The sequence below is a fragment of the Aquabacterium sp. A7-Y genome (genome assembly GCF_026153205.1).
GTDB lineage: Bacteria > Pseudomonadota > Gammaproteobacteria > Burkholderiales > Burkholderiaceae_C > Caldimonas.
The window spans coordinates 97,016-120,536 of the sequence record NZ_JAPFBW010000023.1 but is presented as its reverse complement, the minus strand read 5'-3'; the positions used below and the strand labels follow the sequence as shown (position 1 = coordinate 120,536).

Here is a 23,521-nt window from a genome sequence, read left to right as displayed (position 1 = left end):
GGCGAGACGCACGTCGGCGCCCTGCAGCCGAAGCCGCAGCGGCAGGGTGTTGATGAACATGCCCAGCGCGCGGTCGGCGCCGGGCAGGCCTTGCAGGCGACCCGACAGCACGCTGCCGAAGACCACATCGTCGCGGCCGCTGGCGAGTGCCAGCAGGGCGGCCCAGGCCAGGTGGCAGACAGTGGCGGGGCTGACGCCATGGGCCCGGGCGACCGCGCGCAGCTGCTGCGCCAGCGAAGCCGGCAGCTCCAGCGTGGCCTCCTCGATCGACTGGCCGTCGCCGTGCACGTCGAGCAGGCCGAAGGGCAGGGTGGGCTCGTGCACGTCGGCGAGCTGTTCGCGGAAGAAGGCCTCGGCCTCGGCCTGGTCGGCGTGCGCCAGGGTGTAGGCGACGAAGTCGCGGTAGCTCACCGGCGGCGGCAGCTGCGCGGCACGGCCCTCCAGGTGGGCCTTCACCTCCGCCAGGATGATCTCCAGCGAGACATGGTCACCGACGATGTGGTGCAACTGCAGCAGCGCCCAGCAGCGCGAGCCGCCCGGCTCGCGGGCCACCTGGGCGCGCAGCAGCGGCGCCTGCTGCAGGTCCATCTGCAGCCGCTCGGGGGCCAGGTGGGCGCGCAGCTGCGCCACCGGGTCGCTGCCTTCTTGCAAGGCCAGCGCCTGCACCGGCAGCACCGCCCGGCGGCACACCACCTGGACCGGCCGCGACAGGCCTTCGCTCAGCACGGCGGTGCGCAGGATGTCGTGACGGTCGATCACCGCCTGTACCGCCGACAGGAAGGCGTCGAGCCGGTCCGGTGCCGCGAATTCCCACAGCGACGGGATGATGTAGGTATCGGCCTGATTCGACAGCAGGTGGTGGAAATAGAGGCCCTCCTGCAGGGGCGCCAGGGGATAGATGTCCTGCACGTTCGGGGCGCCGCCGGGAATGCGGGCGACGATGCGCTCGATCTCGGCAGCCTCCAGCCGCACCAGCGTCAGCATCTCGGGCGTGATGAGCCTCGCGCCGGGCGGGATGAGCGCGGCCGGCGCGGCGCGGGCCGGCTCGGGGCGCCCCAGCCGGGCCGCGAGTTGCGACAGCACCGGGTGCTCGAACACGCTGCCGCCCTCGCAGGCCCAGCCGAGGCGGCGCAGCCGCTCGACCAGCCCGACGGCCGTCAGCGAGTGCCCCCCGAGGTCGAAGAAGTGGTCGTGGCGGCCCACCCGCTCGACCTGCAGCAGTTCCTGCCACAGCGTGGCCAGCAGGACTTCGGCATCGCCTTGCGCGGCCTCGTAGCGCCGGGCCGCCAGTGCGCCCAGGTCGGGCATCGGCAGGGCGCGGCGGTCGAGCTTGCCGTTGGGGTTCAGCGGCAGGGCCGGCAGGCTCACGAAGGCGGCCGGCACCATGTAGTCGGGCAGCACCGAGCGGAGCTGCGCGCGCAGCGCATCGAGGTCAGGCTCCGCCTCCCCTTGCTGCGTGACATAAGCCACCAGGCGCTTGTCGCCGGGCTGGTCCTCGCGAACCAGCACCACCGCTTCGCGCACCTCGGCCAGGCGGGTGAGTTGCGCCTCGATCTCGCCCGGCTCGATGCGGAAGCCGCGGATCTTGACCTGCTGATCGTTGCGTCCCAGGAAGTCGATGCTGCCGTCGGGGCGCCAGCAGCCCAGGTCGCCGGTCTTGTACAGGCGCGCGCCCGGGGTGCTGCTGAAGGGATCGGGGATGAAGCGCTCCGCCGTGAGTTCGTCACGCCCGAAATAGCCCGTCGCGACGCCGTCGCCACCGATATAGAGTTCCCCCGCCACGCCGATGGGCACCGGCTGCTGCGCGGCATCGAGGATGTAGACCTGCGTGTTGGCGATCGGGCGGCCGATGGGGATGCGCGCATTGGGCAGCTCCGTGATGTAGTGCCGGGTCGCGAAGGTGGTGGTCTCGGTCGGCCCGTACACATTGAGCAGGTGGCGCGGCGGGCTGTGGCGCAGCACCCAGGCGATGGTGTCGCGGTCCAGCACATCGCCGCCGGTCAGCAGGTAGTTCAGCTGGCGGAACAGCGGGCCCAGCTCACGCGCATGCTGGTTGAACAGGCCGACCGTGAGGAAGAGCAGCGTCGCCCCCTGTTCCAGCAGCAGGGCCGCGAGCTGGTGCGGGTCGAGCACGGTGGCCTGCGGCACGATCACGACCCGGGCCCCATTGAGCAGGGCGCCCCAGGTTTCGAAGGTGCAGGCGTCGAAGGCCGGGTTGCTGCAGTGGCCGATGCAGTCGTCGGGGCCGATCTCGGCATAGCCATTGGCGACGGCGATGCGGCTGATGCCGCGATGAGGCGCGACCACACCCTTGGGCGTGCCGGTGGAGCCCGAGGTGTACATGATGTAGGCAGGCGACGTGCCGTCGCCGTCCAGCGGCAGGTTGGCGGTGGGTGAGCGTTCCAGCGGCCCGGCCAGCTCATCGAGCACCAGCCACAGCGCCTCCACCTGCTCGTGCAAGGCCGCCGGAGGCCGCGGCCCTATCACCAGCACGGCCCGGCTGTCGCGCACCATGAAGGCCTGGCGCTCCAACGGGAAGTCAGGGTCGATCGGCACGTAGACGCTGCCGCACTTGAGCACGGCGAGCTCCGCCACCAGCAGCTCGACGCTGCGGGGCAGCACCAAGGCTACCGCCTGGCCCGGCAACAGGCCCTGCCGGCGCAGCAGGTGGGCCAGCCGGTTGGCGCGGGCGTTGAGCTCCCCGTAACTCAGCACGCCGGCCTCGTGGACCAGCGCCACGGCGTCCGGGCGTTGCGCGGCCTGGCGCTCGAACAGCCGGTGCACCGAGGCCTCTGCCGGGTAGGCCGTACGGGTGGCGTTGAAGTCCACCACCACCTGCTGCCGCTCGGCCGCGTCCAGCAGCGGCAGCCGCAGCAGCGTGCAGTGCGGATCCTGCAGCACGGCATCGAGCAGGCGTGACAGTCGCCGCTGCATGCCGGCCACGGCCTCGGCGTCGAGCAGCGTGGTCTTGTAGTTCAGTTCGACCACCACATCCTCGGCCCGGTGGTAGTCGCGGACGAAGATTTCGAGCGGCAGGCGCGCGGTGCCGTGGTGCATCGCCAGCCCGTGGATCGTGGCGTCGCCGAAACGGTAGTCGCCGGCGAACTGCTCGTAGGACAAGGTGAGGTCGAACAGCTGCTGGCGGCCGAACTGGGCGAGCTGCACGCTGCGGTTGAGCTCCGCCAAGGGGAAACGCTGGTGCCGGTAGCAGCGGCGCAGCTCGCCCGCCACGGCGTGCAGCAGCTCGGCGAAGCCGGCTTGCCGGTCCACCGTCACGCCGATGGGCACCATCGACGAGAACATGCCCAGGGTGGCCTTGTCGCGCGCGGAACTGCGGTTGTGGACCGGCACGCCGATGACGATCTCGTCCCGATCCGTGACGCGCGAGAAATAGGCATAAAACAGGGCCAGCATGAAATGCTGCAGCGAGCATTGATGGGCCGCGGCCAGGGCCTCGATATTCGCCATGGTGTGCCGTTTGATTCGCCAGATCGCTTGGCCGGCCGGCACGATCTGTTTTTCAGTGCCGTGCGGCTGGGGCAGCAGCGGTTCCGGCAGCTGGGCATATCGATGACGCCAGAAATCGCGGTCGCGCTGGAAGCGGGCCGACGACAGGTAGGCCCTGTCGTCGGCAACGAAATCAAGATAGGCGGGAAGCGCCGAGTCGGCCGTGCCGGCCTGCCGAATCGCGTTGTAGGCGTCCGCGACAGCGCCGACGATCAGGGAAACACCAAACCCGTCGGTGATTAAATGGTGGCAGCGAAGCAACCAATAATGGCGCGAAATGCCGGTGCGGATCAGCCGGAATTCCCAAAGCAGGCCGGCGTGAACGTCGAAGGGCTGCTTGAAACACTCGCGAAGGTGCCGGAGCGCGCCTTCTTCTCCGTCCGGATGGTCTCGCCAATCCTGGACATTCAGCGAAGTGGGTACTTCCCTCAGAACCTCCTGCTTGACCCCGTCGGCTCCGTCAGTCAGTACCATGCGCATCGCGTCGCTGCGGTTCACGACATGCGCGATGGCGGCCTCCAGCATGCCGAGGTCGAGTGCACCGTCGATCCGGACCACCACGCCGATGTTGTAATTCGGTGTGTCGCCGCTCAGCATCTGGTCGATCCACACGACCTGCTGGACCGAAGAGAGCGGATGACCCCCCTTCGAACCCACCTGCAAGGAGGTCGAGGACTGGCTGTCGGCGAATGAATGTTTCATGGGTGTCCCATCTGCGGTTTTGCGAATTATTGAAATGCGAAGAGTTTTTCAGGAAAACTCGCATGCTCAAATTTCCCTCGGTGGGGAATCGAGGCGCAGTCTCTGGGGGCTTACTGACGATCTCCTTACTGTGCGGCTCTGAAAAACGTGTTCTAACAAACGCTTTTGGATCGGCTGGAAATTGTTATTGAGGCCTTCGCATGGCGGTATATCGATTCGCCTCTTCCTGTGTCGATTTCTCGGTTGGATGGCTTGGATCAGGGGCTGTGCCCAATCGCCGCTGTCAAATCGGCGTCATAAACTGAGCGGCGAAGCCGGCTTGCATTTCATACGGCCGCACGGGTCGGAATGGCGCCTCGGCTGCCGCCGGCGCCTCTTCCACCTTTTGCGCGCGCCTCGGGTGCGTTTGTCTTGCGAGACCATGTCACACACTTCAGGCCCCGCCGCCGGCCCTCGCCTTGCGCGCCACCTTCTCGGCGTCTTGCTCGCCGTCACGGCAGCAGCGCTCGCCGGCTGCTCGACCGCGCCGGTCCATCCGGCTTTGCAATCCTCCGAGCTGGCGGAACTGCTGCCCGTGCGCCGTTTCGTCGCGAACCGCGACTTCTCGGGGGGCTACCGCATCTCTCCTGACGGGCAGCGTCTGCTCTGGCAGACCGTGGTGGGGACAGAGTTGGGGATGGCTGTCGGCGACGCCGCGGCGCCGCTGGCCGGGGCGGCTGCTCCCGTCACCATCCCGACCGGCCCCTTGCCGCGCACGTCCAGCGTCGGCACCTCGTACACCTGGTTGGGCGACAGCCGCCATGTGGTCTTCATCAAGGATGGCCGAGGCGACGAGAACACCCAGATCCACATGTTCGATGTGCAGGATCCCCAGCGCCGGGTTCGCACCCTGACGCCCTGGAGCGGCGCTCGATCGCTCTGGGTGGCCGCGGGAGCGCCCCGCAGCTCACGCTTCTTTTTCCAGAGCAACCGCCGTGACGGCGTGTCTTTCGACCTCTACGAGGCGGACGCCGCCAGTGGCGAGGTCCGCGAGGTGGCCCGCAACGAGCACCGGGTGCAGCGCTGGCTGATCGACCGCGACGGCACGCTGGCGGGCTGGGAACGCCTGGCGGGCGGCTCTCCGGGCGACGACCGGGTGCTCGAAGTGCTGGACGCGGACACCGGCTCTGCCCGGGAGGTGCTTCGCTTCAGTGCCTTCGACACCTACTGGGTCCAACGGGTGGACCGGCGGGCTGGCGTGCTGGTGGCCGGCTCCAACGTGGGCCGCGACAAGATCGCGCAGGTCGAGCGCGACCTCGACAGCGGGCGGGAGCGCGTGCTCGCCTCGCACGAGCAGGTCGATATCGAGGGGGCGTTCTTCATGCCCGAAGCGCTGCGGCCCTACGCGACCTTGGCCCACCCGGCCTACCCGGAGTCACGTTTCCTCGACGCCGCGTTGCACGCCGAGGTGGAGGCCGCGCTGCGCCGTGGCGAGACCCGGCCCCTGCTCGCGATCAAACCCTCGTCCATCAGCCGCGACGGCCAGCGGCTGGTGCTGCGTCGGGTCTATGCGACCGGTGAGGAGGAGGTCCTGTTCGATCGCAAGGAGGGCGCGCTGCGGGTGCTGCGCCCCCTGGATGATGACGTCCGCCACCTCGTACCGGTCGAGCCGGTGGCCTTCCACGCCACCGACGGTCGGGCGCTGCACGGCTATCTGCTCAGGCCCAAGGGAGCCCCGGGTCCGGTGCCGCTGGTCGTGCGCGTCCACGGCGGGCCGTGGACGCGGGATCGCTGGGAGGGCGGAGAGTTCAACAGCCAGCAGATGCTGGCGAACCGCGGGTATGCCGTCCTCGCCGTCAACTACCGTGGCTCCTCCGGCTACGGCAAGGAGTTCATGCATGCGGGCGCGAGGCAATTGGCCCGGGCGACCCAGGACGACATTGCACAGGCCGTGCGCTGGGCCGTCGGCGAGGGCATCGCGGACGCATCGAAGGTCGCTGTCACCGGGGTGAGCTTCGGCGGTTTCTCGGTCTTGATGCAACTGATCCGCCACCCCGAGATGTATGCCTGCGGCATCGACATCGTCGGCGTGGCGAACTGGCCGCGCGCGATCGCAAACAAGCCGCCGTACTGGCGGGATTGGATGCACCACTACGAGCGCTTCTATGGGAGCGTCGACCGGCCGGCAGACCGGGAGGCGCTCTACCAGGACTCGCCCATCGCCCACATCGACAAGATCCGCGCTCCGCTGCTTGTCATCCACGGCGCCCGGGACGTGCGTGTGGCGAAGCAGGACTCCGACGACGTGGTCGCCGCCCTGCGTGCCCTCGGCCGACCGGTGGACTACCTGGTGTTCGACGATGAAGGCCACTCGATCGTCAAGTGGCGCAACCGCCTGACGATGTCGCGCAGGATCGAAGATTTCCTCGCGTCGTGCCTGGGAGGACGCAGCGCCGGGCTCGATCTCTACCAGTGGGTGCCCTGACGTTGACGTCGGCCTCCGACACCGAAGGCCCTGAACGAAGGCGCAGAGGCACGCCTGGGCATGCTCGGCGAGATCAGGCGGCGAAGTTCTGTCGAAAACGGTCGCAGTGGTTCGGCCGAGGCGATTTGCCGCAGCACGGCAAGCCGGCCTCGGAGCTCGGCCATTCTGGCCCTTCACCCCTTGGACCGCACCACCACCTTGTCGGCGGTACCGACTGTGCCGGTCGAGGCCGCGTTCTTCCGTCCCGTCACGCGCACGCGCACCCGGTGAGGGCCCTGGGCCAGCGTCGGCGACATGTAGACGAGCGCCTGCTCCGCCCGCGACGCCTTGTAAAGGTCCACCGACCGCTCCGGGCCGCCGTCGATGCTGACGCCGACGATCCCGTGGTGAGGCGCCATGCTGCTGTAGATCTCGATGGCCGTACCGGTGAAGGCATACGAATACGCCGCTCCGGCCGTCGCTGCATAACGGTCCGCGTTGCGGTACTTGCCGGCGCCGGTGCCCGTCGCCCAGCCCCCCTCGTAGGCAAACTCGCTGTCGTCGTGTTCGGTCGTCGTCATGACCGGTTCGTTCGGCGGGGTCGAAGCGGCCGAGACGACGACGGCCTTGTCGGCCGTGGCCACCGTGTCGCTGGCGGACGGGTTGCGGGTGCCGGTGGCGCGCACCTTGAGGGTGTGGCTCCCGGCCGGCAAGGTCGGTGAGGTGTAGACCAGGCGTTGCTCGGCGCGCGTCGTGCTGTAGAGGTCGACCAGGCGCTCTTCACCGCCGTCCACGCTCACGGCCACGATGCCGTGGTGCGGCGCCACGCTGGTGTAGAGCCGCACGGAGGTGCCGCTGAAGGCCAGGGTATAGAAGGCGCCGGCCTCCATCGTGTAGCGGTCAGCGTCCTGATACTTGCCGGCCCCGCTGCCCACGGCCCAGGTGCCGCTGTAGCTGAAGCGGCTGTCGTCGTAGGTGGTCTGCGTCGGCTCCACCGGGCCGGGCGGCGGGGGGGTGGTGTCGCCGGGGATGACATAGGCCTTGGTCATGGCCATCACCGGCGAGCCCGGGCCGTCGGCGCCGCCGCTATACGGGTCGCAGCCACTGTCCGGGGTCGGCGACCAGCCCCAGTACAACACCCCGGCCGCGCCGCGTGCCAGGTAGGCATCGTACTTCTGGCGCAGCGCATCGGCGCGTGCCTGCGGGCTCATGCACTGCGACAAGCCGATGCCCGTCTCGCCGATGTACAAGGGCTTGTCGAGCGCCTGCATCTTGCCGATCACGGCCGAGAAATGGCTCGACACGATGGTGCGGCTGTCCTGGTAGGCATAGTCGTACTCGTGCACGCTGGCGACATCGATGTCGGGCCCGCTGTGCACGTAGGAAAAGTCGCTGGTGCCGTACACATACTCCGCCTGCGAGCCCGACGAGACGAGGTGGTTCGGGTCGAGCGACTTGATCAAGGCCGCGGTGTCGTCGAAGAAGGTCTTCATGACCTCGTCGGTCACCGCCGCCGTCAAACCTTTCGGCTCGTTGGCGATCTCCCACATCGCAATCGCGGGCGAATCCTTGTACTTGGGCACCACGGTCCTGATCCAGTCGAAGTAGGCACCCCGGTAGCCTCCGCCATACCACGCGTCGGTCTTCAGCGTGCCCTCTCCCCCGCTGCGGCCGTCGGCGTCGCCGCAAAAGCCCGCGCCGTCGGCCAGCGCGAAGATGACCTTCTGGCCATACTTTTCGGCCGTCCTCACCACCCGCTCGACCCCCTCCGCACCGAGCGACCGGAAGGCCCAGGTCCGTGTGGTGCTGTGGGGGCGCAGCGACGAGAAGAAGGCGTCCAAGGTGGCCTGGCTGTCCGGCGCGCCGGTGCGGCAGCCGGTCAGGCCGAACGCGTTCACACCCACGAAAAGGTAGGGCCGGCCGTCGAGCATCAGCGTCTTGCCCTGGCGGTAGACAAAACCCGGGCGCACGGCGGCCACTGACACGTCGGCGGCCGGCTGAAGCCGCTCATCGTGCACGGCGTCGTGCGGCGCGCCCTGGGACTGTGCTTGTTGCTGCGCGGCGGCCGTTTCATGACCGCCGTCGTCGCCGCCGCCACAGGCGCCGAGCAGCGACAGCATCACAAGGGCCGCGGTACGCCGCACGGCGAGCGATGGGGAGCGTGTCAACGGGTAGACCTCCAAGAGACGAGGGACGGGTGCCGCGCGTGTCGCCAGACGGCAGCACGGCGTCGCGCGGGGCCGGCGACCAAGGCAGCGCACTTTACGTTGCCGCTCCCTGCAACACCGCCACGACGCTCGTTAGGCTCGGTAACTCTTGGTTCCGTGCGGCACGCACCCAGGTCGGCAGATACCTGCCCCGGCCCTCTTTCCCATGCGCAGAGATGGGGCGCGCGGGCGACAACCTGCGTTGCATTCGCCTCCCGTTGTTGCAGATGTTCACTGTTCGAAGAACACCCGCGCGCCGCCGCGTCACCCGGTGCCGGCACCGAGCTCCCGCAGGTAGACCCAGGGGTAGATGCCCCGGTCGTGGCCGTCGCTGAAGCTCAGCTGCAAGGCATAGGCGCCGACTGCCGCTGCGTCGGACAGGCGCAGTTCGGGGCGCGGCTCTGCGGGCTGGCCTGCGAGCTGCGCGGCCCGGCAGCCGCCGCAGCGGCAGGCGGCGCGCAGCCGCGGCGCGGAGAGAGCGCTCACCCCGTCGGGCCACTGCAGCACCAGCCCATCGCCTCCGACCTTCACTGCCTGCGGGGTCATGGCGCGGCTCCGGCGCGCTCGCCGATGCGCGACAGCGCCAGCCGCACCGCCTTGCGGACCTCGGGATCCGGGTCGCCGGCCGCGACACGCAGCGCCGGCTCGCTCGCGGGGTGTCCGATCTCCCCGAGGGCGATCGCGGCTTCCTTGCGCAGGTTCCCGGCCGGGTGGGCGAGGGCCGACACCAGCGTCTCGATGGCTTCCGGGTTTTTCAGCCGGCCCAGGGCGCGGGCGGCGCGCAGCCGCACCTGCCAGTAGTCGTCCTGCATCGCGGTCAGCAGGGCGGGCAGGGCGTCCGGTGGGCGCAGCTTGGCGAGTGTGGTGGCGGCTTCCTCGCGCACCGGCCACGCGGGGTCGGCCAAGGCCTGCAGCAGAGCTGGCAGCACGGCGGCGACCGAGTGGTCCTCGGCCAGGCCCAGCGCGCCGGTCGCGGCCCGCCGTACCTCCGCCTCGGGGTCGCCGGTTGCCAGGCGGGCGATGTCGGGCAGCGCCTCCGCCTGCTTGAGCCAGCCCAGCACGCCGACCGCCTCGCGCCGCACCGCGGCGTCGGCGTGCGCGAGCGATCTTCGCGCGGCCGGGGCCGCGGCCGGCAGCCGTGCCTCCTTGAGGCCGCGCAACGCGGCGCCGCGCACGAAGGCCGTCTCGTGCTCGGCCCAGGGCAGCAGCCGGGCGGCGGCCTCGGCGCTCTTGAGCTCGCTCAGGCTCTGGGCCGCGGCGGCGCGCACGCCGGCATCGGCATCGAGGAGCGCCTGGCTCAGCGCATCGACCACGTCGGCCTCGTCCCACCCCTCCAGCACGCGCGCCGCCGCGGCACGCACGGCGGCCGAGGGGTCGTGCAACAGCGCAGCGGTCAGCCGAGGGAGGTGGTCTGCGTCTTCCAGGTCGGCCAGCTCCAGCAGCGCGATGCGGCGCACTTCGTCGTCTTCGCTGTCGAGGCGCGGGTCGGGGGAGATTCGGTGCTCGGTCATGTGGCGTATCGGTAGGCGGCGGCTGCCGCAGGCAAGGCCCCGAGGGGCGAAAGGCGAGGCAGCGGCTCGCGGCCGCCGTCGTGCAGCAGCGCCAGGCAGCGGCGCTTCAGCGCGATGAACTCCGGGGTGGTCAGCAGATCGGCGTGGCGCGGCCGCGGGAAGGGCAGCCGCAGGTCCTCGACGATGCGGCCGGGCCGGCCGCTCATCACCAGCAGCCGGTCGGCCAGGAACAGCGCCTCGTCGATGTCGTGGGTGATGAACACCACCGTGGTGCGGATGCGCGACCAGACATCCAGCAGCAGCTGCTGCATCTTCACGCGGGTCAGCGCGTCGAGGGCGCCGAAGGGCTCGTCCATCAGCAGCACGCGGGGGCGGTTGATCAGCACGCGCGCGATCTCCACCCGCTGCTGCATGCCGCCCGAGAGCTGCGACGGGTAGCGCCGCTCGAAGCCGCTCAAGCCGACGCTGTCGAGCAGCGCTCGGGCTTCCTCGCGGCGCCGGCTGCGGGCCACCCCCTTCATCTTGAGCCCGAAGGCGACGTTGTCGACCACCCGCTGCCAGGGGAACAGCGTGTGCTGCTGGAACACCAGGCCGCGCTCGGGATGCGGGCCGGTGACCGGCTGCCCGTCGACCCGGATGCTGCCACGGCTCGGCGCCAGGTGGCCGGCCAGTGCGCCGAGCAGGGTGGACTTGCCGCAGCCCGAGGGGCCGAGCAGGCAGACGAACTCGCCGGGCTCGACCTGGAAGCTCACGTCCTGCAGCGCCGCGAAGGTCTCGCGCCCGCGGCCGAGTTCGATGGACAGCCGCTCGATCTCGATGCGGCCCAGGTTCACAGCCCTCATGCCGACCTCCCGCCGGGGCGATACCAAGGCATCGCCAGCCGCGCTGCGCCGCGGATCAGCGCGCTGCTGCCCATGCCGAACAGGCCGATCCACAGCATGCCGACCACGATGCCTTCGTAGTTCTGCAAGGTATAGGACTCCCAGGTGTAGTAGCCAATGCCGAACTGGCCCGAGATCATCTCGGCCGAGACCAGACAGAACCAGCAGGTGCCCATCCCAATCGACAGGCCGGTGGCGATGCTCGGCGCGGCCGCGGGCAGGACCACTTCGGAGACCACCTGCCAGTGCCGGGTGCCGAGGCTGCGCGCCGAGGCGACCAGCCGCGCGTCCACGCCCTCCACGCCATGGACCGTATTGAGCAGGATGGGGAACAGCGCGCCGGTGAAGGTGATGAAGATCATCGACAGCTCGGACGACGGGAACATCAGGATCGCCAGCGGGATCCACGCCACGGCCGGGATGGGCCGCAGCACCTCCAGTGGCGGCAGCAGCGTCGCCTCGGCCCAGCGGAAGCGCCCGATCAGCAGGCCCAGCGCGATGCCGAGCGCCGCGGCGGCGGCAAAACCGGCCGCGACCCGCCACAGGCTGTAGCTCAGGTGGTGCAAGAGCTTGGGCGATTGCAGCAGGTCCAGCGCGGCCCGCGTCACGTCGGCGGGCGGCGGCAGGTTGGCGAAGCTCACGAGGCCGAAGTTCGCTCGCGTCGTCGAGGCCCAGTGCCACAGCAGCACGCAAGCGGCGAGCGAGAGCAAGCGGGCGGTCCAGCGTGTCCACGCTACGGCGCCGACAGCGCGGGGCGCGCAAGCCCTGCCCGCTGCGTCCGGCGTGGCGGCAGGGGCGAGGGTGGTGCCGACGGCAGCCATGTTGTCCGCTCCTCTCAGCGAGCCGCGACCTGGGTCCCGCCCTGGGCGCGCGCGGCCGCATAGTCCAGCACCTTGCCCTGGTGCTCGCGGGCCCAGGCGGTGGCGGCATCCTTGAGCAGGAAGGCGCTCAGCTGGCCCTTGGTGTCCGCCGCGAACCAGGCCTGGTGGGCCAGCAGCTTGATGCCGAGCTGGCGGTCCTGTGCGTAGACCACGCGGGTCTTCTTGCCCGCCGTCTCCAGCTTCCTGATGTCGGCAAAGGCGTTTTCGGGCGAGGCGTAGTGGCGCACCTTGGCCTCCCCCTGCACCCAGACCTGCGCGACCCGGGCCGGATCGGTGATCGGCTTGCCGGTCAGTGCGTCCTTGGCCTTGAGCGGCAGCTTGTCGTAGTTCTTCAGCTGCCGGTCGTAGTCGAGCCCGGCCTGCCGGAACGCGGCGCGCACGAAACTGTCGTCGATGAAGCTGTCGGCCGTCAGGTCGGAATCGTGCCGACGCAGCAGGCGCAGCGTGTCGATCGAGGTGGCCAGCGCCTGCCGGTACTCCGGCTTCCAGCTCAGGTCGCGGGTCTGCAGGCCCAGCGGGCCGTGGAACAGGTAGGCGACCTCGGCCTCGATGCCGGTGACCTTGGCGATCAGCTCGCTGTAGATCTCGGGCTCCGCCGCGATCAGGCGGTCGGCCTCGATCGCGGCGCGCAGGAAGGCCACCACGATCTCGGGGTACTTCTTCGCATACTCGGCATTCACCAGCGTGCCGTGGAAGGTGGGCGCCTTGGTTTGCGCCCCGTCGAAGATCTTGCGCGCGAAACCCTTGTAGGGAAACAGGTCGGCGAAGGGCACGAAGTTGGCGTGCGCGGCTATCTTGTTGGCCTGCAGCGCGGAGCCGGCGACCTCGGGCGCCTGCGTGAGGATGGTCACGTCGCGCTCCAGGTCCAGGCCCTCGTTCTTCAGCGCGCGCAGCAGCATGCCGTGCGCTGTGGACGCGAAGGGCACCGAGATCTGCTTGCCCTTCAGCTCCGCCAGCGACTGCACCGGGGAGTCCTTGGGCACGACGATGCCGTTGCCGCTGCCGATGGTGCTGCCGGACAGCACCGACAGGAACAAGCTCTTTTTGCCCGCCTTGAGGTGGGCCGCCCCGTTGAGCGAGCCGGGGAAGTCCGCCATCGCCCCGAAGTCCAGCTTGTCGGCCACCATCTCGTTGGTCAGCGGGGCGCCCGAGGTGAAGTTCTTCCACTCGATGTCGTAGCTGACGTCCTTGTACTTGCCGTCGCGCGGCAGGTACTTCTCCAGCAGCTTGAGCTCGCGCAACAGCAGGCCGCCGGTGGCGCAGTTGATGGTGGTGTCCTGGGTGCCGATGGCGATGCGGATGGTCTCGGCCTGGGCGCCGCCGGCCAGGGTCAGGGCGAGCGCGAGGCCCTTCAGGGTGTTGACGAGGTTCACGGGTTTCTTTCTCTCAAAGGGGCAGGGGGCTCAGCGAAGCAGATAGGGAATGTCGACGTGCACGGCGCCGGTGGGACAGTCCTTCTCGCAGGGCATGCAGTACCAGCATTCGTCGAACTTCATGTAGGCGGTGCCCTGGCTCAGGTCGATCGCGAGCACGTCGAGCGGGCAGACGTCCACGCACACCGTGCAGCCCTTGTGGGCGATGCACTTCTCGGCGTCCACGCTGACCGGGACGCGGCTGGGATAGAGGGCGATAGGGGCGGTTTGCATGGTGGGGGTGTTTCCTTCTTCATGCCGCGACCGGCTGGCGCGCCGGGATGCGCAGCTGCCGGTAGGCGTTTTTCTCGTGGTCCTGGATGGGGACGATGTAGGGCGCGATGGGCCGCTTGAAGCTCTCCATGCGGCCATCCGCGCTCTTGCGCAGCTGCGCGTGGCAGAACCACTCGGCGTCGTTGCGCTCGGGGAAGTCGATGCGTGCGTGGTACAGGCCCCAGCGGCTTTCGGTGCGGTAGAGCGAGGCGCGCGCCGCCATCTCGGCACAGTCGCGGATGAAGTGCACCTCCATCGCCCGCATCAGCTCGTGCGGCTCGCGGGCCTGCAGCTGTTCCAGGTCGTGGCCGATGCTCTGGAAGCGCTCCAGCCCGATCTCCATCTTGCGCGTCACCTTGGGGGGCTGCAGGTAGTCGTTGACCATGCGGCGCAGCTTGTATTCGACCTGGTTGGGCGGCAGGCCGTGCTCGCGCCGCAGCGGCGCCCAGACGCGCGTGCGTTCCTGCTCGACCTGGGCCGCGTCGAGGGCCGCGAAGCCGTTCTCTTCGCAGAAGCGCGCGCTGCTTTCCCCAGCCAGCCGGCCGTAGACGAAGGCGCCCAGCATGTAGTTGTGCGGCACGCAGGCCAGGTCGCCCGCCGCGTGCAGACCCGCCACCGTGGTGCGCGCCTGTTCGTCCACCCACACGCCCGAGGCCGAGTGCCCGCTGCACAGGCCGATCTCCGAGATATGCATCTCCACCATGCGCTCGCGGTAGTCGGTGCCGCGTCCGGCGTGGAAGCGGCCGCGGCTGGGCCGCTCGTTGGTGTGCAGGATGGTCTCGATGGTCGAGATCGTTTCCTCGGCCAGGTGGTCGAGCTTCAGGAAGACCGGCCCCTTGCCGCCTTGCAGCTCCTGGTAGAACTCCCACATCATCTGCCCGGACCAGTAGTCGCACTCGATGAAACGCTGGCCCTCGGCATTGGTCGTGAAGCCGCCGAAGGGGCCGGTCACGTAGGCGCAGGCCGGGCCGTTGTAGTCCTTGATCAGCGGGTTGATCTGGAAGCACTCGATGCCCGAGAGCTCGGCGCCCGCGTGGTAGGCCATGCTGTAGCCGTCACCGGCATTGGTCGGGTTCTCGTAGGTGCCGAACAGGTAGCCCGAGGCCGGCAGCCCCAGCCGCCCGGCGGCGCCGGTGGCGAGCACCACGGCGCGCGCGCGGATCACATGGAAATCCGCCGTGCGGCAGTCGAAGGCCATGGCGCCCGCGATGCGTCCGTCCTCGGCCGTCAGCAGCCGGGTGGCGACCAGCCGATTGGTGATCTCGACCCGGGCGCGCTTGAGCTGGCGGTACAGCACCTTCTTGATGTCGTGCCCTTCCGGCATCGGCAGCACATAGCTGCCCATGTGGTGCACCTTCTTGACCGCGTAGTCGCCGGTCTCGTCCTTCTCGAACTTGACGCCCCAGCGGTCCAGCTCCTCGATCATCGCGTAGCTGTTGCGGGCGTAGGCCATCACGGTCTGCTGGTTGACGATGCCGTCGTTGGCGATGGTGATCTCGCGCACGTACTGCTCGGGCGTGGCGTGGCCGGGGATGACGGCATTGTTGAGGCCGTCCATGCCCATCGAGATCGCGCCGCTGCGCTTGACGTTGGCCTTCTCCAGCAGCAGCACGCGCAGCTGCGGGTTGGCGTGCTTGGCCTTGACGGCCGCCATCGGGCCGGCGGTGCCGCCGCCGATGACAAGGACGTCGACTTCGTGTTCTATCGTGTTCATGCAGTGCTTCTCCGGGGGGTCACTCGCGGTGCAGGCGCAAGCGGTACTGGAAGTTGTCGACGCGGCAGTAGAGGTGCTCGTAGTCAATCGGCCGGTCCCGGTCGGTGTAGGTGAGTCGCTCGATGCGCAGCACCGGCGCGCCGGCCGGCACCTGCAGCAACGGGGCGATCGCGGCGTCGGCCAGGGTCGCGTCGATGACGAGGTCGGCGTGACCGAGCGGGGTCGCGCAGTCGTTCTCCAGGATGCTGAAGATGTCCCGCGTCGCGAGGTCCTCGTGCGCCAGCCGCTCGCCGAGTTGGGCCGGCAGCCAGCTGAGGTCCAGCGAGACCGGCACGCGGTCCAGGTGGCGCACCCGGCGGATCTCGGTGACCGCCGTACCGGGGGCAAGACGCAGACGCTCCGCCACCTGGGCGCTGGCCGCGACGCAGCGCAGGCTCACGATGCGGTTGTAGGTCTCGTGCCCCAGGGCCTCCATCGCCTCCGCAAAACCCTGCAGCCGGCCCAGCGTCTGGCAGGATTTGGTCTGCGCGACAAAAGAGCCCTTGCCCGGCACGCGGAAGATCAGGCGCTCCTTCTCCAGGTCGCCGAGCGCCCGGCGCACCGTGATGCGGCTCACCCCGTACTGCGCCATCAGTGCGCTCTCGGACGGCACGCGGTCGTGCGGCTGCCACGCGCCGCTCAGGATGGGGGCACGCAGTGCCTCGCGGATCTGGCTGTGCAGCGTGAGGGCCGGGGCGAGCCTGTCGCCGTCGCTGACGGTGGAGGAGGCCGGCGGGTTCATGAGCGGTGATGACCTGTCATATCGGCCTGTACCAACGCAAGGCCTGTGCCGGACCTGCCGGCTCGCTCAAGTCATTGATTCCGCTCGTTTTTTCCCTTGGAGGACGTAGGCTTGCAAGCACCTGCTGCTGAGCTCGCAACAGGCGTGTTGCTTATCCAGCAGAACGCTCCGGAACGTGTTGAATATCCAGCAGCGCGGCCGCCTCGGGCCAGCTTGGCCCGAGGCCTGCGAAGATCGGCTCACCGGCCACCCTCACACACGCTCCAGCACCGTGGCGATGCCCTGCCCGCCGCCGATACATTGGGTCGCCAGGGCATAGCGGCCCTGTTCGCGAGCCAGCAGCGCGGCCGCCTTGCCCGTGATGCGCGCTCCGGTGGCGCCCAGGGGATGGCCGATCGCGAGCGCGCCGCCGTCGAGGTTGACACGGTCCCGGTCCAGCCCCAACTCGCGCATGCAGGCAATGGCCTGTGAAGCAAAGGCCTCGTTGATCTCCACAAGGTCGAGATCGTTCACACCGATCAGGGCACGCGAGAGTGCTTTGCGCGTCGCCGGCACCGGACCGATGCCCATCACAGCGGGGTCCACGCCCACGCTCGCGAAAGAGGTGATGCGTGCCAGCGGTTTCAGGCCATGGCGCTCCGCGAAGCTGCCGCGGGTCACCAGCAACGCCGCGGCACCGTCGGTCAACGGCGAAGAGGTGCCGGCCGTCACCACACCGTCGGGCCGGAAGGCGGGCTTCAGGGCTGCCAGCGCTTCGAGCGAGGTGGCGGGGCGGATGCAGCCGTCGGCGGCGACCGTCTCTCCCGAGTCGAGCAGGATCGGCACGATTTCGCCGTCCAGCCGGCCCTGCTCGCGCGCGGCGCTGGCCTTCTGATGCGACTGCAGGGCCAGCGCATCCTGGTCGGCACGGGTCACCTGCCAGCGCTCGGCGACGTTCTCGGCCGTGTCCCCCATCGGCAGGTAGGCGTCCGTTGTTTCCTGCAACTGCGGATGGGGCGAGACGTTGAAGCCGCCTTGCGGCACCATGGTCATCGACTCGACACCGACACACAGGAAAGCGTCGCCCATGCCGGCCTCGATCTGGGCGGCGGCCATGTGCACCGCTTGCATGGAAGACCCGCAGAAGCGGTTCACCGTCACCCCGCCCACGTGATGCGGCAAGCCCGCGAGCAAGCCGACGATACGCGCCAGGTTGTTGCCCTGGGCCGCCTCGGGATAGGCACATCCGAGGATCACGTCTTCGATCAGCGCCGGGTCGAGGTCGGTGCGTGCAAGCAGGCCCCGCACGACCTGAGCCGCCAAGGTATCGGGTCGGACCCCCGCAAGGGCGCCCTTCTTGGCGAAATGGAAGGGGGAACGTGCATAAGCGGCAATGACGGCTTGCATGGAAGGCTCCTGTTAAATGATGGTCGTCATGATTGGTTATATTACGAACATCATTTAAACTGTCAAGCAGGTCTTGAATCGGCAGGAGAGCGAGAACATGCGAGTGACCCGAGAACAGGCGGCGCAAAACCGGGAACGCGTGCTGGAAGCAGCCGCCCGTTTGTTCCGCGAGCGCGGCTTCGACGGCATTGGCGTGGCCGATCTGATGAAAAGCGCCGGCCTCACCCATGGCGGCTTTTATGGCCAGTTCGGTTCGAAGGAAGCGCTGATGGAGCAGGCGTGTGCGCGGGCGTTCGAGGTTTCACTCGCACGCTGGTTACGCTGCATCGAGGACGGTGGCGACGCGCCCCTGGCGGCCTTGACGCGGGCCTACTTGTCGCCGCTGCACCGTGAGCGGGTCGGCGAAGGGTGTGCGATCGCGGCGCTGGGGACCGAGGCGGCACGCCAGGGCCCCGGGCTGCGGCGTGTTTTCACCGAAGGCACGCGCGCACTCGTCGACCTGCTGTCCAGCCTGGTCCCCGGCCGCGCCAAAGCGGTCAAGCGCCAACGTGCGCTCGCGACCTTCGCCGCCATGGTGGGCGCGCTCGTGATTGCGCGCGCCGTGGACGACGAAACGCTGTCGCAAGAGGTGCTCGACGCGGTGCAGGCGTCCGTCAGTCCGCCGGGAGAGGGTTGACGCGCCGCCCTCGGCCCTGCGCCACCGGGTCCTGGGTCCCGAGCAGGCGGCCTTGCGCGTCGTAGGCCGGCCACAGGGCGTCGAGCCCGAGCTGGGCCACGGCGGCCTCCACGAAACGCGGCTCTATCCAGGCGTTCACGTCGAAGCTGCGCCGGATCAACCTGAAGCGGTGTGCGTCTTCCACCCCCTGCCGGATGCGTGCGACGGCGAAGGGGTCGAAGCGCGGCGACATGCGCGGCGCCAGCGCGCCGCGGTACTCCTCGTCATAGATCGCCTCGCTGGCGTTGCCCGAGGCGGCCCACAGCCTGAGCAGCTCGGCGCGATGGGCTTCGTCGCTGGCGTACTGCGCGGCACGCACCAGTGCCGTCACGACACGCTGGGTCAGCTCGGGCTGCTGCGCGGCGAAACGCTCGGTGACGAGCACGTGGCCTTGGGCCGTCGCGACCGGCTGGTCGCGGGTGGTGTAGACGATGCGCGCCAGGCCTTTGTCGCGCAGCACCAGCAGGCTCAGCGTGCCGAACAGCGCGTCGATGTCGCGCGTCTGGAAGGCGGCCAGCGAGGCTGCCGGCTCCAGGTTGATCGTTTTCACGTCTCGCTCGGCAAGGCCATGGGCTTCGAGGATGCGGTTGGCCGACAGCTGGGCGGCGGTGCCTTTGTGCAGGCCGATGCGCTTGCCGCGCAGGTCGGCGATCGAGCGGATCGGCGCGTCGGGATGCACCGCCACATAGCTGTTGCTGCGCTTGCTCGTGACCAGCGCGAGCTTGGCCTTGATGCCGACCGAGCGGCCGATGATGGCCGGCAGGTCGCCCAGGGTCGTGAAGTCGATCTGGTCGTTGCTCATCGCCTCGTTGACGGCCGGACCCTGGCCCTTGAAGAAGATCCATTCGACGGGCAGGCCGAGCGGCTCCAGGGCCTGCTCCACGGACCGTCGCGCCTGCGCGATGGCGGTCCAGCCGGAGCTGCTGCGCGGCGGGTTGCCTGCGCCGGCCTGGGAAACGCCGAAGCGCAGCACACGGGGCGCAGCCGACTGGGCGCGTGCACCGGGCAGGGCCAGCAAGGCGGGCCAGGCCGTCGCCAGGGCCAGGGTGGCGGCGAGCCGGCGACGGCGGGGTTGGACAGCAGACATGACCAGGTCCTCACGATGGGTGCCACGGCGCGCGGTGTCGCGCCTCGAGATCGCCGCGGGTTGCAAAGGCCGTTCCAGTCTCCGGGCCGACGCGCTGCCGTCCCAGGGCGCGCGCTTGTCGCAAGCGGAGCAGTCCACCTTGCTGATCTCGCAGCATGTCGGCGTCTCCAACGAAACGCCGTGGGGCCTGGGTCGCTTCCTGCACGTCGCCCAGTCGCGCGGGCTGGCGCGTGTCGTGAGCATCCAGAACGCCTACAGCCTGGTCAACCGCAGTTTCGAGGTGGGGCTGGCGGAGATCGCGATCCGCGAGCGGGTCGGCCTGTTGGCGTATTCGCCGCTGGCGATGGGCACGCTCACCGGCAAGTACCTCGCCGGGGCCCGGCCCGAGGGGGCGCGCATCGCGCGCTTCCAGCGTTTTGCCCGCTACAGCGGGGAGCGCACCGAGCAGGCGGTCTATGACTACGTGAAGCGGTTCCGTGCGCACGGCATCGAGCCGGCGCAAGGCGCGCTCGCCTTCGTCAACAGCCGACCCTTCGTGACCAGCACGCTGATCGGGGCGACCACGCTGGAGCAGCTGCGCGGCAACATCGCCAGCATCGCCCTCGAGCTGCCCGAGGCGGTGCTGCAGGGCATCGAGGCGATCCACAAGCGCTACCCGAATCCGGCACCCTGAGGGCCGGTCGGGTGCCGGCCTCAGCGTGGCTCTACGCGTCCGCCGCCTGCGCCGACGCACTGCGAGGCCCGGCGCTGCGCGTGACGCTGCGGCGTCCGTCGACCGAGACCGGCACCTCGCCGTCGACCGTCACGCGGCGCACCACACGGTGCTGGTCGCCGTAGTCGTTGATCGCGTAGTGCTGGGTGGCCCGGTTGTCCCACACCACGACGTCGCCGGCCTTCCAGCGCCAGCGCACGGTGTTCTCCAGGCGCGTCACATAGGCCTGGAGCACCTCGAAGAGGTGCTGGGTGTCGAAACTGTCGAGGCCGACGAAACGCTTGACGAAGTGCCCGAGGATCAGCGCCCGCTCACCGCTCTCGGGGTGCACGTGGACGACCGGGTGCTCGGTCTCGTAGACGGTCGAGGTGAACACGGCGCGGTGCCGCTCGCGGTCGGCCTGGTCCGGCTCGGGGCGGCGGGCGGCATAGTCGTAGTCGTTGCTGTGCACCGCCCACAAGGTGTCGACCAGGGCTCGCAGGGGCGCTGGCAGGTCCTGGTAGGCCGCCGCGGTGTTGGCCCAGACCGTGTCGCCGCCGGACTCGGGGAGGCTGACCGCGCGCAGGATCGAGGCCTTGGGGTAGGCCGCCTGGAAGGTCACGTCGGTGTGCCAGGAGTTGGCCCGCCCTCCGTGCTGCGAGTCCAGCTCCAGGATGTAGCGGCTGCCCGACTTCACGGGCACGGTCGGATGCGGCACCGGCGTGCCGCCGAACACCGAGGTCAGCGCTTCCTGGCTGGCATCGTCGAGGTGGTGCTGGCCTCGGAAGAACAGCACCTTGTGACGCACCAGCGCCTGGCGAAGGGCGGCCTGCGTGCCGGCGTCGAGCGACGCCGACAGGCGGATGCCGTGCACCTCGGCGCCGATGCGGCCGGCGACCGGCACCAGATCGAGCGCGACAGTGGGCGAGTCTTGTGAAGCGGAGGCGAGTTCTGCAACAGTCATGGTGGGACCTTCGAGGTGAGACGGTAGGGAAGCGTGACGGGTCCTTGTGGACGGCGCTGCCTGGATGCGTTGCGAGAGCTGTGCCAATGCGCACGGCACGGCGTGCCTCCGGCCGTGCTGGGTTTGGAGCATCCAGCGCGCGGCGCACGCCGCGCCTGCTCCATCCCCGACAGGCGGCGCTCCATATCCAGCAGGCGCCAGGCCGCTGCCGCGGCACAGGCCTTGCCATCAGCCGGCGCAGGCCGGCGGACCGGATGGTCCGGCTCGTCGTGCGCCGTATAAAACGACATCCCCCATGACGATCCCGCTTCGCTCCCGCCCCGTTTCCTCGCCATCGCGCCGCCGTGCGCTGTACGCCCTCGGCTCCCTGGGCGCCGCCGCCGCAGGCCTCGGCGCGCCGGCGCTCGTGCGTGCGGCGGGGGACGCGCGTCCCGCCTCGGTGCGCATCGGTGTTGCGCAGCCGCTCGCCGGCAACCCGCCCTCGTTCGCCAACAGCTCCATCGCCGTCGCCTATGCCAAGGGCTGGATCAACGAGGAGTTCGCACGCGACAACACCCCGGTCGAGTGGTTCTTCTTCAAGGGCGCAGGCCCGGCAGTGAACGAGGCGCTCACCAACCACCAGATCGACTTCGCCTTCCAGGGCGACCTGCCTTCCATCGTCGGCCGGGCGGCCGGCCTGAAGACACGGCTGGTGCTGGCCAGCGGCGTACGCGCCAACCTCTATGTCGGCGTTCCGCCGTCCTCGCCGCTGCGCAGCCTGAAGGAGCTGCGGGGCAAGCGCGTGGCGCTGTTCAAGGGCACCAACATGCACCTGCCCGCGCTGCGCCTGCTCGAGGCCCACGGCCTCACCGAGCGCGACCTGCGCCTCGTCAATCTCGACACGGCCAGCTATCTCGCGGCCCTCACCACCGGGGACATCGATGCGGCGCTCGGGGCCCTGGACATCCTGCGCCTGCGCGACAAGGGCGGCGTGCGCGTGCTCTACAGCACCAAGGGTCAGTCGCCGGTCTACACCCGGCAGAGCGCTCTGCTGGTGACCGAGGCCTTTGCCAACCGGCACCCGGAGGCGACCCAGCGTGTGGTCAACGCCGCGGTGAAGACCGCGAGGTGGTCTTCCGAGGAAACGAACCGCGAGGAGGTGCTGCGTCTCTGGGCCCGCGCCGGCACGCCCTACGAGCACTGGAAGGAGGACTACGACGGCGAGCCGCTGCGGGTGCGCCTCAATCCCAACTTCGATCCCTTCCTGGTGGCCCGCTACCAGGACGCGGTGGACCAGGCCGCCCGCTTCAAGCTCACGCGTGCGACCTTCGACGTGCAGCAGTGGATAGCCCCGCGCTACCTGAAGACGGCCTTGAAGGACCTGCGGCTGGAGACCTACTGGCCGGTGTACCGGGCGGACGGGACGATCCTGGGCGCCTGAGCCGGCCGGCTTCAGACCGCGAAACGCAGCCCGGCGGGCGCAAGCGAGGCCGGCTGCACGGGCCGTGGGCGCGCACGCGGCGTGGGGGCGGGGATGGGCGCGCTCAGCGAGCTCCAGACCGCCTGGCCGCCGGCGAACACCTTCAGCTCGCCGGCCTCGAAGGCCGTCCACGGCTCGTCGTGGGTCAGCGGGTGGGTGGCGACCAGCGCCATGCAGTCCTCGGGACCGTTGCCCTGGCTCAGGTCCAGACTCAGGTCGCAGTCGATCAAGCGGGCGGTCGAGAAAGGGGGCCGACGCTGCAGGCAGCTCAGGTGCGTCGAGGCATGGGCGTAGAGGGCCTCGCCGTTGCTCAGCAGGTAATTGAAGCTGCCGTGCCGGGCGATATGGCGGCTCAGGTCGGCCAGCACCGGCGCAAGCCGCTGCCAGCCCGGCATGCCACCGGCCGGCGCCGCACCGAAGGCATCCCGCAGCGCCTGCAGCAGCCAGCAGAAGGCCCGCTCGCTGTCCGTGCTGCCGACCGGTTCGTAGAGACCGCGCAGCGCGGGCCGGAAGTCCTGCAGGTCGCCGTTGTGGCAGAACACCCAGTGCTGGCCGCCCCATTCGCGCTGGAAGGGATGGCAGTTGGCGAGCTTCACCTCACCCTGGGTGGCCTTGCGGATGTGGGCCATCACCGAGCGTGACTTGAAGGGGTGGCGGCGCAGGAAGTCGGCCAGCGGCGAGTCGCAGGCGCTGCCTTCGTCGAGGAAAACCCGGCAGCCGCTGGCATCGTGGAAGGCGATGCCCCAGCCGTCACCATGCTCGCCGGTGCGGCCGCCGCGCGCCGAGAAGCCGGTGAACGAGAAGTTCACCGTCGCGGGTGCATTGGAACTCATGCCGAACAACTGGCACATGGGGCGAGGCTGGCTGCTGCAGGAGTGACAGGAGATACCCAGGGTAGCGGCCCATG

The 23,521-nt window shown here is 69.5% G+C and carries 17 protein-coding genes and 1 pseudogene; 4 read left to right on the top strand and 14 right to left on the bottom strand.

The annotated features are described in order from the left end of the window. Nucleotides 1-4,209, bottom strand: a 4,209-nt coding sequence (locus OOT46_RS20390) for a non-ribosomal peptide synthetase (RefSeq protein WP_265405464.1), incomplete at its 3' end; no start/stop codon positions are given. Nucleotides 4,210-4,630: 421 nt separating this feature from the next. On the opposite strand from OOT46_RS20390, the gene OOT46_RS20385 reads away from it, so the two are divergent. Further along, nucleotides 4,631-6,673: an alpha/beta hydrolase family protein gene (locus OOT46_RS20385; RefSeq protein WP_265405463.1), complete on the top strand. Its 2,043-nt coding sequence runs from the start codon at nucleotides 4,631-4,633 to the stop codon at nucleotides 6,671-6,673. A 173-nt stretch (nucleotides 6,674-6,846) separates the two neighbouring features. Here OOT46_RS20385 and OOT46_RS20380 read toward each other — a convergent pair whose 3' ends face one another. The 10 genes from OOT46_RS20380 to OOT46_RS20335 all read right to left on the bottom strand — a co-directional run bounded on the left by OOT46_RS20380 (nucleotide 6,847) and on the right by OOT46_RS20335 (nucleotide 17,698). Next, entirely contained in the window at nucleotides 6,847-8,820 is a 1,974-nt protein-coding gene (locus OOT46_RS20380) for a cellulase family glycosylhydrolase (protein WP_265405462.1), read from the bottom strand. A gap of 303 nt (nucleotides 8,821-9,123) precedes the next feature. Continuing rightward, nucleotides 9,124-9,405, bottom strand: a complete 282-nt coding sequence (locus OOT46_RS20375; RefSeq protein ID WP_265405461.1) for a DUF971 domain-containing protein — start codon at nucleotides 9,403-9,405, stop codon at nucleotides 9,124-9,126. Then, a complete protein-coding gene (locus OOT46_RS20370) occupies nucleotides 9,402-10,370 on the bottom strand; it encodes a HEAT repeat domain-containing protein (RefSeq protein WP_265405460.1) in 969 nt (322 codons plus the stop codon). The genes OOT46_RS20375 and OOT46_RS20370 overlap by 4 nt, the downstream gene beginning before the upstream one ends. Continuing rightward, entirely contained in the window at nucleotides 10,367-11,212 is an 846-nt protein-coding gene (locus OOT46_RS20365; protein WP_265405459.1) for an ABC transporter ATP-binding protein, read from the bottom strand. The genes OOT46_RS20370 and OOT46_RS20365 overlap by 4 nt, the downstream gene beginning before the upstream one ends. Continuing rightward, complete coding sequence (locus OOT46_RS20360) at nucleotides 11,209-12,072, bottom strand: ABC transporter permease (RefSeq protein WP_265405458.1); 864 nt, start codon at nucleotides 12,070-12,072, stop codon at nucleotides 11,209-11,211. The genes OOT46_RS20365 and OOT46_RS20360 overlap by 4 nt, the downstream gene beginning before the upstream one ends. A gap of 14 nt (nucleotides 12,073-12,086) precedes the next feature. Beyond that, a complete protein-coding gene (locus OOT46_RS20355; protein WP_265405457.1) occupies nucleotides 12,087-13,505 on the bottom strand; it encodes an ABC transporter substrate-binding protein in 1,419 nt (472 codons plus the stop codon). A 30-nt stretch (nucleotides 13,506-13,535) separates the two neighbouring features. After that, a complete protein-coding gene (locus OOT46_RS20350; protein WP_265405456.1) occupies nucleotides 13,536-13,778 on the bottom strand; it encodes a 4Fe-4S dicluster domain-containing protein in 243 nt (80 codons plus the stop codon). 19 nt (nucleotides 13,779-13,797) lie between these two features. After that, nucleotides 13,798-15,531 carry a fumarate reductase/succinate dehydrogenase flavoprotein subunit gene (locus OOT46_RS20345; RefSeq protein WP_265405455.1) on the bottom strand — a complete coding sequence of 578 codons (1,734 nt, stop codon included), beginning with the start codon at nucleotides 15,529-15,531 and terminating at the stop codon, nucleotides 13,798-13,800. 19 nt (nucleotides 15,532-15,550) lie between these two features. Continuing rightward, complete coding sequence (locus OOT46_RS20340) at nucleotides 15,551-16,312, bottom strand: GntR family transcriptional regulator (protein ID WP_265405454.1); 762 nt, start codon at nucleotides 16,310-16,312, stop codon at nucleotides 15,551-15,553. A gap of 252 nt (nucleotides 16,313-16,564) precedes the next feature. Then, nucleotides 16,565-17,698 carry a thiolase family protein gene (locus OOT46_RS20335; protein ID WP_265405453.1) on the bottom strand — a complete coding sequence of 378 codons (1,134 nt, stop codon included), beginning with the start codon at nucleotides 17,696-17,698 and terminating at the stop codon, nucleotides 16,565-16,567. A 97-nt stretch (nucleotides 17,699-17,795) separates the two neighbouring features. Here OOT46_RS20335 and OOT46_RS20330 point away from each other — a divergent pair, with 97 nt between their 5' ends. Continuing rightward, nucleotides 17,796-18,374 carry a TetR/AcrR family transcriptional regulator gene (locus OOT46_RS20330; RefSeq protein WP_265405452.1) on the top strand — a complete coding sequence of 193 codons (579 nt, stop codon included), beginning with the start codon at nucleotides 17,796-17,798 and terminating at the stop codon, nucleotides 18,372-18,374. Here the strand turns inward: OOT46_RS20330 and OOT46_RS20325 are convergent. Continuing rightward, nucleotides 18,352-19,500: an ABC transporter substrate-binding protein gene (locus tag OOT46_RS20325; RefSeq protein WP_265405451.1), complete on the bottom strand. Its 1,149-nt coding sequence runs from the start codon at nucleotides 19,498-19,500 to the stop codon at nucleotides 18,352-18,354. The genes OOT46_RS20330 and OOT46_RS20325 overlap by 23 nt on opposite strands. Before the next feature lie 151 nt (nucleotides 19,501-19,651). Here OOT46_RS20325 and OOT46_RS20320 point away from each other — a divergent pair. Then, nucleotides 19,652-20,173, top strand: a pseudogene (locus OOT46_RS20320) (aldo/keto reductase); the annotation flags it as partial. 31 nt (nucleotides 20,174-20,204) lie between these two features. On the opposite strand, the gene OOT46_RS20315 reads toward OOT46_RS20320, so the two are convergent. Next, a complete protein-coding gene (locus tag OOT46_RS20315) occupies nucleotides 20,205-21,155 on the bottom strand; it encodes a TauD/TfdA dioxygenase family protein (protein WP_265405450.1) in 951 nt (316 codons plus the stop codon). 295 nt (nucleotides 21,156-21,450) lie between these two features. On the opposite strand from OOT46_RS20315, the gene OOT46_RS20310 reads away from it, so the two are divergent. Beyond that, the gene (locus tag OOT46_RS20310; protein WP_265405449.1) at nucleotides 21,451-22,575 is read left to right on the top strand and encodes an ABC transporter substrate-binding protein; all 1,125 of its coding nucleotides are present in this window, start codon (nucleotides 21,451-21,453) and stop codon (nucleotides 22,573-22,575) included. Nucleotides 22,576-22,586: 11 nt separating this feature from the next. On the opposite strand, the gene OOT46_RS20305 is transcribed toward OOT46_RS20310, so the two are convergent. Next, entirely contained in the window at nucleotides 22,587-23,465 is an 879-nt protein-coding gene (locus OOT46_RS20305; protein WP_265405448.1) for a class II glutamine amidotransferase, read from the bottom strand. Nucleotides 23,466-23,521 lie beyond the last annotated feature (56 nt).

Excerpts from the sequence above, each read along its gene's own strand:
- OOT46_RS20385 (WP_265405463.1), top strand. The coding sequence starts at position 4,631 with ATGTCACACACTTCAGGCCCCGCCGCCGGCCCTCGCCTTGCGCGCCAC.
- OOT46_RS20375 (WP_265405461.1), bottom strand. The coding sequence starts at position 9,405 with ATGACCCCGCAGGCAGTGAAGGTCGGAGGCGATGGGCTGGTGCTGCAG.
- OOT46_RS20370 (WP_265405460.1), bottom strand. The coding sequence starts at position 10,370 with ATGACCGAGCACCGAATCTCCCCCGACCCGCGCCTCGACAGCGAAGAC.
- OOT46_RS20365 (WP_265405459.1), bottom strand. The coding sequence starts at position 11,212 with ATGAGGGCTGTGAACCTGGGCCGCATCGAGATCGAGCGGCTGTCCATC.
- OOT46_RS20360 (WP_265405458.1), bottom strand. The coding sequence starts at position 12,072 with ATGGCTGCCGTCGGCACCACCCTCGCCCCTGCCGCCACGCCGGACGCA.
- OOT46_RS20350 (WP_265405456.1), bottom strand. The coding sequence starts at position 13,778 with ATGCAAACCGCCCCTATCGCCCTCTATCCCAGCCGCGTCCCGGTCAGC.
- OOT46_RS20345 (WP_265405455.1), bottom strand. The coding sequence starts at position 15,531 with ATGAACACGATAGAACACGAAGTCGACGTCCTTGTCATCGGCGGCGGC.
- OOT46_RS20340 (WP_265405454.1), bottom strand. The coding sequence starts at position 16,312 with ATGAACCCGCCGGCCTCCTCCACCGTCAGCGACGGCGACAGGCTCGCC.
- OOT46_RS20335 (WP_265405453.1), bottom strand. The coding sequence starts at position 17,698 with ATGCAAGCCGTCATTGCCGCTTATGCACGTTCCCCCTTCCATTTCGCC.
- OOT46_RS20330 (WP_265405452.1), top strand. The coding sequence starts at position 17,796 with ATGCGAGTGACCCGAGAACAGGCGGCGCAAAACCGGGAACGCGTGCTG.
- OOT46_RS20325 (WP_265405451.1), bottom strand. The coding sequence starts at position 19,500 with ATGTCTGCTGTCCAACCCCGCCGTCGCCGGCTCGCCGCCACCCTGGCC.
- OOT46_RS20315 (WP_265405450.1), bottom strand. The coding sequence starts at position 21,155 with ATGACTGTTGCAGAACTCGCCTCCGCTTCACAAGACTCGCCCACTGTC.
- OOT46_RS20310 (WP_265405449.1), top strand. The coding sequence starts at position 21,451 with ATGACGATCCCGCTTCGCTCCCGCCCCGTTTCCTCGCCATCGCGCCGC.
- OOT46_RS20305 (WP_265405448.1), bottom strand. The coding sequence starts at position 23,465 with ATGTGCCAGTTGTTCGGCATGAGTTCCAATGCACCCGCGACGGTGAAC.